Below are 13,113 nucleotides of genomic sequence, written 5' to 3' on the forward strand. Positions count from 1 at the left end.
CTATAATTTAAAAATTTATCTTTAAATATTAAGGCTTGAATTATGGAATCTCAAACAGCAAACCTTTTAAGTAATTATATGCCAATGGTGCAACGTTATAAATCACAATTTGCATCGTTTAATACTTTACTTGGCAAGACAACATTAACAGGCAAAATTAGCTCACTTGATATTGCAGAGAATCTCTTTGAATATATGGAAAGAACGCAAGAGAAATTTGAAAATCTCCAAGACAAGCTGATTGAAACTATTTTGGAGCAGAATTTTTTAAATTCTTATGAGGAAGCGGATACTTCTGTAAAAATTATTTCCGAAATTTTGAATCTCTATTTTCACAATCGCCACGAGGATATATCCACGATTGCAAAAAGTCAATACTTGTTACAGAAGTGTTTGGAATTTGAATCCAATAAGAACGATGCTGAAAAGTCTAAAGCTACATTAGAAGCAATTGTAAATTATCTTAAAAGGTTTGGTTCTAGCGGTGCCGTTTATAAGGATATTATACTTTATACTAATGAGGGTACACTGCTATCTTCTGTTGATTTAGGGCAAAATTCTGTTATTGCTTATAAGACAAAAGTAACACCTGTCCTTGAAGCGCGTAGCATAGAATCTTATGGAGAGTTTTATCAAAAGGTTGATTTTTACAATACAAAGGAAAAGAACGAAGAGGAGAGAACCGAGTTTTTCTTTGTTGTTCCATTGAGACCAAACAAAGAACAAGCACCTAATATTGTAGCTGTTTTCGTAATAGATATTCAAGACGAATTTAAAGATATTCTTGAACGTTTCCCTTATCGCTTACCACAATCCAATCTTGTAATCATTGATAAAAAAAATCATATTTTATTGTCTGATAATATGCGTGTATTTTCAAGTGGGCAACTATTGAATCTTAACAAACACAAAGATTATACATTTTTAGAGTATCGTTCTAAGGTTTGTATGGTTGCATTAGGGGAAATTGGTAGTATGGGCTTTTCAAGCATTACAGAACAATGGCGTATATGTAGAATCGTGCCACTTTATATTGCTTTTGATAGAAAAAAACAAACAGATTACAAAATTGATCCCTTTTTGCTAGAAAATTCTTTACTCATCACAAAGGATTTAGATATTGTGATTGCAGAAAGTGAAAATATCAATGAAGAATTGGGCGATGTGGTGATTAATGGTGAAATTATTGCTTCTAAAAGCCATTCTTATGCGCTTAATCCAATTTTAAATAATATTAGGATTCTAAGCGAAGAAATGAATACGCTTTGTGTGCAATCTACCGAAGAATTGCAAAGAGGCATTTACAATGCCCTTTTTAATGTTATTGGCTATTATTCTAAATACTCTACATTGGTTACAGATGGTCTTTTTAGAGAATGCGTGAAGGATTCTAATTGGATAAAGAATGCAATGGAATTTAAAAGCTATTTGCAAGAATATGCAGAGGGTAATCTTACGCCAGAAACACTTGCAAATACAAAAGCTCTTTTGGAACGTTTAAAAGGGAATTTCAGCAACTTTTACAATATTATCCTCTTTGACAAAGAGGGCTATACACAGCAAAATGCGTTAGATAATATACACTATAATGCAAAAAAACTTGGTATTATGGATCGCTTCAATGGTAGCAATATTGATAATCTGATTGTTTCTAATTATGAGCCAACATTATTTTATGACGATAAGAAAACGATTCTTTTTTATAATGCAATTAAAGGAGATAATAATCGTCTATTAGGTGGTTTGCTCTATGTTTTGGATTTAAAAAAGATTCAAGAATTTTTGGCAAATGCTTTGCCAAAAAACTCTGCGATTCTCTCCGATAAGAGTGAAATCTTTAGTGTTGCATTTGATAGTCAAAAGAATATTCTTGCTTGCACAAAAGAGGATTTCAGTTTTGAAGATTACAATTTAAATGAAAAGTTTGACCTCAAAAGCCTCAAAAGCTTCAAGCAAATTATTCAAATTGAGCAGAAACATTATCTTGTTTGTAGTGAGGCTTGTAATCCCGCCCAAAGTGCTTTTGCAGAATACACTAAACATGCGCTTTATGTGATGATTTTTGTTGCGGTTAAAAAAGAGGAGAACGAAGAATATTTACAAGAGGAACAACCAATTCAAGAAGCTCAAGCTAACAAGGCTTAATATAAGATTCCTTTAGGGAATCTGAATGAATCCAAGAGTTGCATTGAGTGCTAATCAATCTTTAGCACTGCTAAAAATGCTTCTTGGGGCAATGCTACCTTACCGATTGCTTTCATACGCTTTTTGCCTTCTTTTTGCTTTTCAAGGAGTTTGCGTTTGCGCGTAATGTCTCCACCATAACATTTAGCAGTAACATTCTTTCCCATAGATTTCACGGTTTCACGCGCTATAATTTTATTACCTACACTTGCTTGAATCGCCACTTCAAATAATTGACGCGGGATAATTTCTTTCATTGCTTCTACTAACTCTTTACCTCTCTCATAAGCCTTAGACTTTGGCACAATGATACTTAGAGCATCTACGACTTCATTTGCCACGCGAATATCCAACTTGACCAAATCCCCCTCTTGATAATCTAGCGGCTCATAATCAAAACTCGCATAACCTTTCGTGCAAGATTTTAATTTATCATAGAAATCCATTACAATTTCATTAGTAGGAATCCAATATTCTAGTAAAACGCGTGTTTCTTGCAAGTATTCCATTTTCTTTTGGATTCCGCGCCGCTTACTCAAAAGCGTGATGATATTGCCTAAAAACTCGCTAGGCACGATAATAGTTGCGCGTACATAGGGTTCTTTGATTTGCGCAATTTTTTGTTCTGGTGGCAACTCGCTTGGATTTTGAATATACACGACTTCGCCATCTGTTTGGGTTACTTCATAAACCACCGTTGGGGCGGTGGCAATCAAATCTAGCCCAAACTCGCGCTCCAATCGCTCCTTAATCACCTCCATATGCAAGAGTCCTAAGAATCCTATGCGGAATCCAAAACCAAGCGCAACAGAAGTTTCAGGCTCATAAGTCAAACTAGAATCGTTTAGCTTTAACTTATCTAGCGCATCGCGTAAATCCTCAAATTTATCTGTATCAATGGGATAAATCCCTGCAAAAACAAAGGGTTTTGCGGGTTCAAACCCTGCTACGGGTTCTTGTGTGCGCATTTTAAAATCCGTCATTGTATCGCCTACAGCAATGTCGGTTACATTTTTAAGCCCTAAAACTACGATTCCAATTTCTCCGCATTGAATCGCCTTTGTTTTTTCTTGACGCAAAGGGTGTGGATACATAAGGTCTAAGACTTCGTGATTCTTGCCGCTCCCCATAATATAGAGATTTTGTCCTACTTTAATGCTTCCATTAAAGACACGCACAAGAGCTAACGCGCCTAGATAATTATCAAACCAAGAATCATAAATGAGTGCCTTTGTGGGAGCATTAGAATCACCTTTTGGAGCGGGGATTTTTTCTACAATGGAATCCAAAAGCTCCTTTATGCCGATATTTGCCTTTGCGCTAACTTGCAAGGCGTTTGTGCAGTCTAGCCCAATGGTTTGCTCAATCTCACTAATGACGCGCTCCACATTAGCAGCAGGTAAATCAATTTTGTTTAGCACCGGGATAATTTCAAGGTTGTTTTCTAGGGCAATATAAACATTGGCAATGGTTTGCGCCTCTACACCTTGACTTGCATCAACAACAAGCAATGCACCCTCGCACGAGGCAAGAGAACGCGAGACTTCATAGCTAAAATCCACGTGTCCGGGCGTGTCAATGAGATTTAAAATATAATTTTCTCCCTTATAGTTGTAATTTAGTCGCACACTTTGGGCTTTGATTGTGATGCCTCTTTCTTTTTCTATTTCCATTGTATCCATTACTTGCGCACTCATTTCTCTTGTGCTAATCGCCCCACAAGCTTGAATGAGGCAATCGGCTAAAGTGGATTTTCCGTGGTCTATGTGGGCGATGATAGAAAAGTTGCGAATCTTTTGCATTGGAATCCTTTGTGTGCTTCAAACAATCTAAAGGCGGAATCTTAGCAAAATTACACTTTAATCTTTTTGAGTGTGTTGTAATTTTATAAGTTTTGCATTACCCACTTTATTACAAGGCATTACCCCCCCCCCACCTTGTCATTGCGAGGCGTTAGCCGAAGCAATCCATAATTTTGCATAAAATAATTTTTGCAATGGAATCTTTAAAGTAGTGCATTATTATAGATTGCCACGATTCCGCTAACGCAGAATCTCGCAATGACGCAGTAGCAGACGCTTTGGCTTCCTGTCATTGCGAACGCTAGTGAAGCAATCCATAATGCGGAATCTCGTTTGTAAAGCTTCCATTGCAGAGCTTTCTTTATGCAAGATTGTGGATTGCCACGAAAATTTTTCAAATTTTCTCGCAATGACGAAAAACAAAAACGCTCTGTTTGTAGATTTATAGATTGCCACGATTCCGCTAACGCAGAATCTCGCAATGACGCAGTGGTAAGTTTTTGTGTAACATTATAGATTAATTTAGCTTTACCTTGTAATTGCGAAGTAGGGAGCTTTAAAGAAGTGCAGAAATTTTGCAATGAAATATTGGAGTGTGCTATAATTCCACCTTTAATTTTTATTTTTAGGCATTTTATGAAAATATTTTCAATCTTCACCAAACCGCTAGAGTTCATTACAAAAAATTTCAAGGCATTCGTCTTTTTGCTTGTCGTTGTGCTACTTTTTGCTCCAAAGGGCGAAGAAGTAAAGCAAGATGCTAATGTTGCTAGAATCAATCTTTATGGTGCAATTTTGCAAAGTGATAGTTTCTTAGAGGAGTTGGAAAAATTAGAAAAAGATTCCAATATCAAAGGAATCTTGCTTGTCATTGATTCGCCCGGTGGCGCGATTGCTCCAAGCGTAGAAATCTCTGAAGCTATCAAGCGCGTGAATCTAAAAACTCCGATTGTGGCTTACGCGCAAGGAGCAATGGCGAGTGGAAGTTATTTAGCAGGAGTGTGGGCGGATTCTATTGTGGCAAATCGTGGCGCACTTCTAGGCTCTATTGGTGTAATTATCAATGGCGCAGACATTAGCGAGTTAGCAGATAAGCTAGGAATCAAACCGCAAACCCTTAAGGCTGGAATCTATAAAGAAGCGGGGACTTTTATGCGAAAATGGGATTCCAATGAAGAGGAAATGCTAAAAGGCTTACTAAAGGAGCAATACCAAATGTTTGTGGAGGAGGTTGCAACGGCGCGTAAGATTGACGCGCAAAAAGAATCAAGCTTTGCACAAGGCAGAATCCTAAGCGCAAAAAGTGCGCTAGAGTTTGGATTGATTGATAAAGTTGGGAATCTCTATGATGCGCAAGATTTGTTGTTTCAAAAGGCAAAGATTCAAGAACCCAAATGGTATAAAGAGGAAAAAGATAAAATTGAAATTTACTTAGAAAAAATCTTTGGTGATAATCTCGCACTTGGAGTGCAAAATGGAATCGCACTTGCTTTGGAGCAGTTTTCTAAAATTTGGCTAAAGGGCAACTAATGCAAATGGTATTAAAGATTCAAACACCCGACCAAAAAGGTTTAATTGCAGAAATTACGCGCGTTATTTTTGAGTTTAATTTAAATATCTTAAAGAACGATGAATATGTGGATAAAGAAAATAATCTCTTTTTTATGCGTTCAGAAATGGAGGGGGATTGCGAGAAAGAATCACTGCAAAATCAAATTCGCTCTCTACTCTCCCCACAGGCGCGTGTAGAAATCTTTGAGGCAAAGAGAAAGAAAATTGTGATTCTATGCACCAAAGAAAACCATTGCTTGGGGGATTTACTCATTCGTTACGATAGCGGGGAATTGAATGCAGATATTTTAGCGGTTGTGTCTAATTACACGCTTTTAGAGCCACTATGTCAAAAGTTTGGTTTGCCTTTTGTCTGCATTCCAAGCGAGAATCTAACGCGAGAAGCACACGAGGAAAGAGTTTTGGAAGTGCTAGAAAGATTCCCAAGTGATTATATTATTCTTGCAAAATATATGCGAATCCTAAGCCCAAATTTCGTTCAAAGGTTTGAGGGTAAAATCATCAATATCCACCATAGCTTCCTCCCGGCATTCATTGGAGCAAATCCTTACAAACAAGCTTATGAACGCGGGGTAAAAATCATCGGTGCAACCGCACATTTTGTGAATAACGCCCTAGATGAGGGACCAATTATTTATCAAGATATTACAAAAGTCAATCACGCAATGGATTGGAAAGAAATGCAAAAAAGCGGACGCGATGTAGAGAAAATCGTCCTTGCTAAAGCTTTGAATTTAGCTTTAGAGGAAAAGATTTTTATTTACAACAATAAGACGATTGTTTTTTAGAATCTCGCAGTTTTAATTAAAAATTAAGCAAATTTTAAGTAAATTATCACCCTTTTTTAAACAATGTAAGGAGAAAAAATGAAATTTCTAAAACTTAGTTTGGCGGCTTGTGTTGCAGTATGTGGAATCGCAAGTTCTGCAAGTGCGCAAGATTTGGAGGAGGCTATTAGGGGAGTAGATGTAAGCGGTATGTTGCGTTATCGTTATAGAGATGATAGATACACCGATAGAAATTATGAGAAGAACAATGAAGACAAGGGAGCTGCAAGACATCAATGGCGTGCAGAAGCGTTATTTAAAACTCCTGTAATGGACGCAGTGTCTATGAATCTAAGTGTGCGCTACCATAACCCAGAGCAAAATGTAAATCACGGAAATGACTTTCCGGGTTTAGGTAAAGGGCTTGGTTCAGGTAAAGATGGTAGCTTTGGTGTAGGAGAATTTAATATCGTGATTACTCCAAGCTTTACAAACACTACGATTAAAGCAGGGAAAATGATCCTTACTACTCCTCTAAACGACCCATTAGATGATAGGGGAACAGGTATTTTGGCGATGAATTCAGACTTAAACCATTGGACATTTGTCGGTGGGGCATTTGATTCTTGGAGTATTGATGATTTCCAAGCGGGTTATGTTGGCACAGCAGCAGGCAACAATACCGGAGGTTCTATCACCAAGCCTCTTTATACCATTGCGGCATTAGGGAATTATGAAACAAGCGTAGGAAACATTGGAGCGCAGATTTGGGGATTCAAAATTGATGATATTTTAGATAGCGGAATGTTTTTGCAACTTGGATTTAGCAATAGTCTATTCCATATCACAGGACAATATGCGTTTGCAAACCTAGACAATGATAGAAATCATTTGCTTTATCAAGCAGCTTATAACGACAGAGTGCGTGGCGGAGCAGACCTTTATACAATTGAGGCAGGAGTGCGATTCCACGATTACGATGTGCCTCTTGCACTAAAACTTGGCTATATGGGTAACACACAAGATTCCTATGCGGTGTCTTTGGATAATGAGGGAAGCTTTAATAAAGTAGGGCAAATTTGGTTTGAAAACAATGCAACAGGCGTGAGTATCTCTACACTTCCAATTGAGGGACAATCAATGCCTAACAATCATCAAGGCAATTCGCTTAGTGTTTTCTATGGTAGCTTGAATTACGATATTTTGGATAATCTTAATATCGGCATTGAATATGTCAATGGGACAAATGAGCTAAAATATAGTGCGACAAACAGAGGAGATATTGATTTCCAAGAAATTACACCTATTATTAAATGGCAATATACAAAAAATCTAGCATTTAGCACTTATTATGCAATGCTAACTACGGATAGGGATAGAAGTGTAACTCCTAAAAGTGTAAATGGTGGTGCGCCATTAGCCACAACTGCTCCAGATTCCGAAGACAGAAACCGCTTACAAGTAGAAGTGCGCTATACTTTCTAGGATTCTTAATTTCTTTGTGTGTGAGGATTTCCAGTCCCACACACTTATTATTCCCTCTATGGAATCTTAAAGACGAGATTCTTAATTGTGGGTTGCCACACTCCGCTATGCTTCGTTCGCAATGACACAGCAAGAAAACTTAAAATATGTAAGTTTATAGATTGCCACGAAAATTTTTCAAATTTTCTCGCAATGACAAAAAACTAACACCTTGTTATTGCAAAACGTAGCCAAAGCAATCCATAATCAAGCATAAAGTAATTTTTGTAATGGAATCTTTCAAGAAGTGTAACATTATGGATTACCACGAAGTTGCGCCAACTTCTCGCAATGACGAAAAGTAAAATGCTCTGTTTGCTTGATTATAGATTTGCGCTAAAGCGGGTGAAAATGCTACGCATTTGCACGCCACGAAAATTTTTCAAATTTTCTCGCAATGACACAATGGCATACTTCTTTGGTAATAACGAAATACCTTGCGCAATCCTTGCAAGTTTTATATTCTCTATGATAAAATACAAGAATTTTTCATTATTTAGGTAGCGTATGAGTTTTATAAAGGTTTTTTTAAAAATTCTAGTTGTTTTTGGGATTATTTTTGGGGTTGGAATCGCAATCTTTATGATGCAGCTTTATTCTGAAGTCCGAAACGATACAGATAAAATTGTGAATTATAAGCCACCCATTGCGACACAGATTTTTGATAGACAGGAACGATTGATTGCAAATATTTTTGAAGAGGAATTTAGATTTTATGCAACTTTTGAGGAGATTCCCCCTCGTATCATTGAGGCTCTTTTGGCGATTGAGGATACTTTGTATTTTGAGCACCCCGGAGTGAATATAGACGCAATTATTCGTGCAATGTTTAAGAACATAAAAAGTGCGCGTTATGCAGAGGGTGGAAGTACGATTACACAACAACTTATTAAAAATGTAGCTTTGACGCGTGAAAAAACGATTGAACGCAAATTGAAAGAATTTCTTTTGGCATTGCGTTTGGAAACGATTTTGACAAAGGAAAAGATTTTAGAAGTTTATTTGAATCATACTTATTTTGGACACGGATTTTATGGAATCAAAACCGCAGCACTTGGATATTTTCGTAAAGATATGGAGGACTTAACCTTCAAAGAAATTGCAATGCTAGTCTCTTTGCCACGCGCTCCAAGCTTTTATGACCCGACAAAAAACTATGATTTTTCCTTAGGGAGAGCCAATAATGTTTTGCAAAGAATGTATGAAATAGGTTGGATTTCACAAGAAGTGCTAGATGCGGGTTTAAGTGAGCAACCAAAAGTTTATAATGATACATTGACGCAAAATGTCGCTCCTTATGTTGTAGATGAGGTGCAAAGGCAACTAGCAGGAGTTGAGGATTTAAAAACCGCGGGTTATAAGATTTATTTAAATATTGATTTGGATTATCAAGAGATAGCACAAGAAGCATTGTATTTTGGCTATGAGCAGATTTTATCACGACACAAAGACGATGAAGCCTTAAAAGAAAAGCTTAATGGTGCTTTTGTGGTGTTAGAGAATAAAACAGGAAAGATTCTAGCACTTGTTGGCGGTGTGGATTATCAAAAAAGTAACTTTTCACGCGCAACACAAAGTAAGCGACAAATTGGTAGCAGTGTAAAGCCATTTTTGTATCTTAGTGCTATCAATTCCGGATTAGCGCAAAATTATCAGATTCCAGATATTGCACGCACTTATGAATACAGAGTGGGGAATGTGCGCAAAAAATGGCAGCCAAAGAATTATGGAAGCTCATTAAGTGGTTTTATTTCTCTTAAAACCGCATTGACAAAATCTTTGAATCTTGCAACAATCAATCTCGTAGAGGAAGTAGGATTTGATAGAATCTATAATGAAGTTTTAAACTATGGTTTTGAAAATGTGCCAAAAGACTTGACGATTTCATTGGGAAGTTTTGGGGCTTCACCACTTGAAATGGCAAAAAACTTTATGGTGTTTTCAAATTATGGTAAAGTTATCACACCAATGCTCGTGGATAGAATCGTAGATATGAGAGGGGATATAGCGTATTTTAGTGGGGAAGAGCGTGAGTTGAGTAAGCCTAAGCAGAGTTTTTTGATTGTGGATATTTTACAAAATGCTGTGAATGTTGGCACAGGTAGGCGAGCGCGAGTAGAGGGTATTGATCTTGCAGGGAAAACAGGCACAACAAATGACAATGTAGATGCTTGGTTTTGTGGCTTTTCTCCTACCCTTGAAGCAATTGTATGGTATGGAAAAGATGATAATACGCCAATGGGTTATAGTGAAACAGGAGGTGTCGCTCCCGCTCCCGCCTTTTCGTATTTTTTTGATAAAATATTAAAAATTGATCCCGGATTGGAGCGTAAATTTTCTATACCACAAGGTGTGCAAAGTCGTGTAATAGAAGGTGAGAGGATTTATTACACAGATGAATCCCCTATCAAGTATCAGCCAAAAGTTAATCACGATTCTATTATTTTTTAAATTTTGGTTTAGTTTTAAAAGTTATGGATTGTGAAAAATATAAAAAAGGAAAAGTTTGAAGCAATTTTTTATTCGTTTGTCGCCCTACATCAAAGAGTATAAGTTATATTTATTTTATTCTGTTGTTGGAACTATTTTAGTTTCAGGTGCAAGTGCCGCAAGTGCCTATCTTGTAAAGCCTGTTTTAGATGAAATTTTCATCAAAAAAGATGTAGCTATGCTACATATTCTCCCTTTTTTAGTGGTATTAGCTTATTTTGCTAAGGGGTTTGGTGCTTGGATTCAAACTTATTTTATGAATTATGTAGGACAGGATATTGTGCGTAGGCTAAAAGAAATTCTTTTAGATAAAATCTTGACTTTTGAAATGGAGTTTTTTAATCGTTATCGGAAAGGGGAATTGATTTCGCGCATTACAAGTGATATTGGTGCGGTGCAAAATGCGGTTTCAAGCTATCTTATTGAGGGCATTAAAAATGGCTTGACTATGATTGGGCTTGTAGCAGTAGTGATTTATCAAAGCCCAGAGTTGGCTTTTTATGGTCTTGTGGTAATGCCTTTGGCTCTTTATCCTATCTCAAGAATCGCAAGAAGTATGCGTAAAAATTCAAAAAAATTACAAGAAAAAAATGCAGATTCTTCATCTAAACTGATTGAGATTTTTAATAATGTGGAATTGATTAAAGCAAGTGCAAGTGAAAAAATAGAATGCAAGATATTTTCAAAATACAATAAAGAAATATTTAATATTTCAATGAAGACCGTGCGTGTATCTGAATTAACTTCCCCTCTAATGGAGACTTTAGGTGCGATTGCACTTGCGGTTGTAATTATTATTGGGGGGCAGAAAGTTATTAATGATGAGATTACAGCAGGAACTTTTTTCTCTTTTGTAACGGCACTTTTTATGCTTTATACGCCTTTTAAGAGTTTAAATAATTTATACAGCAAGATTCAAATTGCTTTTGCTGCAGGTGATAGAATCTTTGAAATGCTAGATAGAAACGCAAAAATTCAAGATGGAAACAAAGAGTTTAACGAAAAAATACAGAAAGTTGCCTTTAAAAATGTAGATTTATTTTATCAAGAGCAACAGGCGTTGAGTGATATAAATTTAGAAATCAAACGGGGTGAAAGCATTGCGTTGGTTGGTAATAGTGGAGGAGGAAAAAGCTCTTTTGTGAATTTGCTTTTACGACTTTATAGCCCAAGCAAAGGGGAAATCAGTATTAATGGAGAGGATATTCGGAGTTTTACACAAAAGAGTTTGAGGGCAAAGATTGCCATTGTAACGCAAAGGATTTTTATTTTTAACGATAGTGTGGCACAAAACATTGCTTATGGTGGAAAAATGGACGAGGAGAGAGTTAGATTAGCCTTGCAACAAGCAAGGATTTTAGAATATGTAGAATCCCTGCCTAATGGGATTCATACAATGCTAGATGAGTTTGGTGCAAATTTGAGCGGCGGTCAAAGGCAAAGAATTGCTATTGCGCGTGCGCTTTACAAGGATCCAGAAATTTTAATCTTAGATGAGGCGACAAGTGCGCTAGATAATAAAACAGAAGAGGAGTTTAGGGAGGCACTTAGGGGCTTGTTAGGGGATAGAATCGTGATTATCATAGCGCATAGATTCTCTACTGTCTCATTAGCGCAAAAAATTTATTTTTTCCAAAAAGGAAAAATCATAGCCAATGGAACACAAGCGGAATTGCTTGAAAAGTGTGAATCCTTTAGAGAATATTATAAAAGTATTTAAAACTTTAACTTGCTTTATGTTATAATGATGAAAATTTTTAATTTTAAGGTTTGGAAATGTCAAATTTATCCAATGTTGATCAGATAACTAATTTGCACAGAAACAATGAATTGCAACTTTTGTGTTTCAGGCTTGAAAAAGATAAAGATTTGTATGCAGTGAATGTGTTTAAAATCCGTGAAGTTGTCAAATATCGTGGCGAAATCACGGTGGTTTCTCACGAGGGAAGCTCCTTAGTAGATGGGCTGATTACAATTCGGGAGCTTACAATTCCTTTGATAGATTTGCGTAAGTGGTTTTATTATGATTCTACGGATAGAACAAAGAATCTTGAGCCTTATGCAATTACGCGTGCGCCGGGTGATGATGAAGTGGTGATGATTTGTGAATTTTCCAAATGGACTGTGGGTGTTAAAATCTACGAAGCAGATAGAATATTAAATAAAAAATGGACAGAAATTGAACAAAGTGCAGGAATTGGAAATTCTGGACTAAATAGCAAGTTAGTTAGCAGAACACGTTATTTTGATGGGCGTTTGGTGCAGGTGGTGGATATTGAAAAAATGCTTGTAGATGTATTCCCGTGGATTGAAGATGAGAAAAACGATGAAATGAACAAAATCAAGCAAATTTTGACAGATAAAGAAGTTTTGATTGCAGACGATTCTCCAAGCGTTATTAAAACAATGCAGAATATTCTTAAAAAGATCGGTGTTGCGCATAAGGCATTTGTCAATGGACAGAAACTATTGGATTATGTTTTTGCTGATGGAACGGATATTTCTAGAATTGGGATTGTGATTACAGACTTAGAAATGCCAGAAGCAAGTGGATTTGAGGTTATCAAGCAAATTAAAGCAAATCCTCTTACTGCAAAAATCCCTGTGGTTGTTAATTCTTCTATGAGTGGGAGTAGCAATGAGGATATGGCGCGCTCACTGAATGCAGACGAGTTTATTTCCAAATCCAATCCTATTGAGGTAGAGGACGCTTTAAGACGTTTTATGCTTAAATAATTTTTAAGATTCCCTCTTTTTGGGAGAGGTAATTTGGG

9 protein-coding genes are annotated in these 13,113 nt (G+C 36.6%); 7 read left to right on the forward strand and 2 right to left on the reverse strand.

Annotated elements, in window-relative coordinates; genetic code table 11:
- The first annotated feature begins 42 nt into the window (after positions 1-42).
- Positions 43-2,145: a cache domain-containing protein gene (locus BS85_RS10055; RefSeq protein WP_211246892.1), complete on the forward strand. Its 2,103-nt coding sequence runs from the start codon at positions 43-45 to the stop codon at positions 2,143-2,145.
- A 50-nt stretch (positions 2,146-2,195) separates the two neighbouring features.
- Here the strand turns inward: BS85_RS10055 and lepA are convergent, their stop codons facing one another.
- Together lepA and BS85_RS10060 are read right to left on the reverse strand one after the other, a co-directional pair.
- Positions 2,196-3,986 carry a translation elongation factor 4 gene (gene lepA / locus BS85_RS0102200; protein WP_026943370.1) on the reverse strand — a complete coding sequence of 597 codons (1,791 nt, stop codon included), beginning with the start codon at positions 3,984-3,986 and terminating at the stop codon, positions 2,196-2,198.
- A 203-nt stretch (positions 3,987-4,189) separates the two neighbouring features.
- The gene (locus BS85_RS10060; protein WP_034550964.1) at positions 4,190-4,645 is read right to left on the reverse strand and encodes a hypothetical protein; all 456 of its coding nucleotides are present in this window, start codon (positions 4,643-4,645) and stop codon (positions 4,190-4,192) included.
- Between BS85_RS10060 and sppA the strand changes: the two genes are divergently transcribed.
- From sppA to BS85_RS0102235, 6 genes are all read left to right on the forward strand, one after another.
- The gene (sppA, locus tag BS85_RS0102205) at positions 4,623-5,516 is read left to right on the forward strand and encodes a signal peptide peptidase SppA (RefSeq protein WP_034550966.1); all 894 of its coding nucleotides are present in this window, start codon (positions 4,623-4,625) and stop codon (positions 5,514-5,516) included. The genes BS85_RS10060 and sppA overlap by 23 nt on opposite strands.
- Complete coding sequence (gene purU, locus BS85_RS0102210; RefSeq protein WP_026943372.1) at positions 5,516-6,346, forward strand: formyltetrahydrofolate deformylase; 831 nt, start codon at positions 5,516-5,518, stop codon at positions 6,344-6,346. Before sppA ends, purU begins: the two co-directional genes overlap by 1 nt.
- Before the next feature lie 78 nt (positions 6,347-6,424).
- A complete protein-coding gene (locus tag BS85_RS0102215) occupies positions 6,425-7,810 on the forward strand; it encodes a major outer membrane protein (protein ID WP_026943373.1) in 1,386 nt (461 codons plus the stop codon).
- A gap of 546 nt (positions 7,811-8,356) precedes the next feature.
- Positions 8,357-10,300: a penicillin-binding protein 1A gene (locus BS85_RS0102225; protein WP_245596268.1), complete on the forward strand. Its 1,944-nt coding sequence runs from the start codon at positions 8,357-8,359 to the stop codon at positions 10,298-10,300.
- A gap of 55 nt (positions 10,301-10,355) precedes the next feature.
- Positions 10,356-12,059, forward strand: coding sequence for an ABC transporter ATP-binding protein (locus BS85_RS0102230; RefSeq protein WP_026943375.1), 1,704 nt, complete (start codon positions 10,356-10,358; stop codon positions 12,057-12,059).
- 56 nt (positions 12,060-12,115) lie between these two features.
- Positions 12,116-13,075, forward strand: a complete 960-nt coding sequence (locus tag BS85_RS0102235; RefSeq protein ID WP_026943376.1) for a chemotaxis protein — start codon at positions 12,116-12,118, stop codon at positions 13,073-13,075.
- Positions 13,076-13,113: the final 38 nt, after the last annotated feature.

This window comes from Helicobacter rodentium ATCC 700285 (genome assembly GCF_000687535.1).
Lineage (GTDB): Bacteria > Campylobacterota > Campylobacteria > Campylobacterales > Helicobacteraceae > Helicobacter_D > Helicobacter_D rodentium.